This window comes from Streptomyces nanshensis, assembly GCF_001751255.1.
GTDB lineage: Bacteria > Actinomycetota > Actinomycetes > Streptomycetales > Streptomycetaceae > Streptomyces > Streptomyces nanshensis_A.
This window is the reverse complement of the sequence record NZ_LJGW01000011.1, coordinates 1-2,607: the sequence shown is the minus strand read 5'-3', so window position 1 is coordinate 2,607 and position 2,607 is coordinate 1. Positions and strand designations below refer to the sequence as shown.

The following is a 2,607-nucleotide window of genomic DNA, read 5'->3' as shown; positions in this document are numbered from 1 at the left end:
GGACCGTGGTGAAGAAGCCGCGGCGTTGACCGCGGTGGCCCAGTTGCATGTCGCAGGTCATGAGGTGGACTGGAGCCGGCTGTTCGACGGTACGGGTGCCCGCCGTGTGGATNGGAGCCGGCTGTTCGACGGTACGGGTGCCCGCCGTGTGGATCTGCCGACGTACGCGTTCCAGCACCAGCGCTTCTGGCCGACCGTTACCACACGACGCGGCGATGTACACGCTGCCGGTCTCGACTGGGTGGAGCACCCCCTCCTGGGTGCGACCGTCGAACTGGCCGAGAACGACGGGGTGTTGTTCACCAGCCGACTGTCGCTCTCCACGCATCCGTGGCTGGCCGACCACGTCGTCATGGGGCAGATCCTGGTGCCCGCGACTGCCCTGCTCGACGTGGCGGTGCGGGCCGGTGACGAGGTCGGCTGCGACCGGATCGAAGAGCTGACGCTGGCGGCGCCGCTGGTGCTCCCCGAACAGGGCGCGGTGCAGCTCCAGGCGTGGCTCGGGGCCCCTGACCAGGACGGTAGCCGCCGTATCAACGTGTACGCCCGCCCCGACGGTGCGGACGAGGAGGCGTGGGTCGCGCACGCCGGCGGCGTACTGTCCACCGGCGGCGCCACGTCGACGGCGTTCGACGCGTCGGTGTGGCCGCCGGAGGACGCGGCGGCGGTGGACGTGGGCGACTGCTACGAGCGCTTCGCGGACGCGGGCTTCGCATACGGCCCCGGCTTCCGAGGGCTCAGGGCAGCCTGGCGGGGCCGTGACGGTGAGGTCTTCGCCGAGGTCGCCCTGCCGGAAGAGACCCGGACAGGCGGGTTCGGTCTGCACCCGGCGCTGCTCGACGCAACTCTGCACGCGGCGCTGCTCGTTGAGGACGACGGGGCCGGGCTGCCCTTCTCTTGGGGAGGTGTGTCCCTCCACGCCTCTGGCGCCGACATGCTGCGGGCGCGGCTGACGCGTCACGCGGACGGCTCCTTCGCGATCGACGTGGCGGACACGTCGGGCGCTCCGGTAGCCACCGTCGAGGCACTGGCCGTACGGCGCGTCACCGAGGGCGAGCTGAACGGGGCGCGTAGCCGCCGTGACTCGCTCTTCCGTACGGACTGGATCCACGTCGCAGGTACGTCCCCTTCCGCGTCCTCGGCCTCCTCCGCATCCCAACGGCTCGCCGTCCTCGGAGGCCTGTCCGAGCCGCTGGCCGAAAGGCTCCGCACACTCGACGCGACGTCCGCCGAGGCGCTGTCCGGTCTGGCGCCCGCCGGTGAGCCCGTACCGGATGTCGTGCTGGCCCCGGTGAGCGGAGAGCGCGACGAAGGCTCGGGGGCGGCCGAATCCGCGCATGTGGCGGCGGCTCGTGTTCTGGAGTTGGCTCAACTGTTCCTGGGGGCTGAGGAGTTCGCGGGTTCGCGTCTGGTGTTTGTGACGCGTGGTGCGGTGTCGGGTGTGGATCCGGCGGCTGCTGCGGTGTGGGGTCTGGTGCGTTCGGCGCAGTCGGAGCATCCGGGCCGTTTCGGTCTGCTGGATGTGGATGATTCCGATGCGTCGGTGGCTGCGCTTCCGCGGGCGCTCGCAGCCGACGAGCCTCAACTGATGCTGCGCGGTGGTGAGATGAGTGCTCCGCGTCTGGCGCGGGCCACGTCGGCTGAGGGTGACGGGGTCGTCTGGGCCGGGGTTGAGGGCTCGGTGTTGGTCACTGGTGGTACGGGTGGTCTGGGTGCGCTGGTGGCGCGGCATCTGGTCTCGGAGCATGGTGTGCGGGATCTGTTGCTGGTCTCCCGTCGTGGCCGTGAGGCTGAGGGTGCGGAGGAACTGGTAGCCGAGCTCACCGAGTTGGGCGCACAGGCCGAGGTTGCGGCGTGTGATGTGGCGGACCGGGAGGCGCTGTCGGACCTGTTCGCGCAGCACGCGGTCGGTGCTGTCGTGCATGCGGCGGGCGTGCTCGATGACGGTGTCATCGGTTCGCTGACGCCGGAGCGTGTCGATGTCGTACTGCGTCCGAAGGTGGACGCGGCGTGGAACCTGCATGAACTGACCCGTGACCGCGACCTGTCGGCGTTCGTGCTGTTCTCGTCTGTGGCGGGCACGGTCGGGACGCCGGGCCAGGGCAACTACGCGGCGGCGAATGCGTTCCTGGACGCGTTGGCGCTGCACCGTCGTGAACTGGGTCTTCCGGCAACGGCGTTGGCGTTCGGGCCGTGGGCGGCCGGCATGCTGTCCGGCGCCGACGCCGAGCGCGAGCGCATGGAGCGTTCCGGCATTCCCCCGCTGGGTGTCGATGAGGGAGTGGAGCTGTTCGACGCGGCTCTGGCCACCGGCGTGTCCGCGCTGGTGCCGGTGCGGCTCGACCTTCCTGCCTTCCGTGCCAGGGGTGAAGTGCCTCCGCTGCTGCGTGGGTTGATCCGTACCCGCGCACGCCGCACCGCGGCCGGATCGCAGACGGCGGTCTCGCTCGTGCAGCGGCTGAGCGGCCTCAACGAGGGCGAACGCCTGGAGTCGCTGCTCGGTCTCGTACGCAACGAGGTCGCCGCCGTACTGAGCTTCGGCGACGGTGCGGACATCGACGCCTCCCGCGCTTTCCAGGACCTCGGCTTCGACTCGCTGACCGCCGT

1 protein-coding gene is annotated in these 2,607 nt (G+C 70.6%); it reads left to right on the top strand.

What is annotated here, in order from left to right; translation table 11 throughout:
- Nucleotides 1-34: 34 nt before the first annotated feature.
- A partial coding sequence (locus tag AN218_RS00145; protein WP_244900167.1) for a type I polyketide synthase occupies nt 35-2,607 on the top strand: 2,573 nt, incomplete at its 3' end.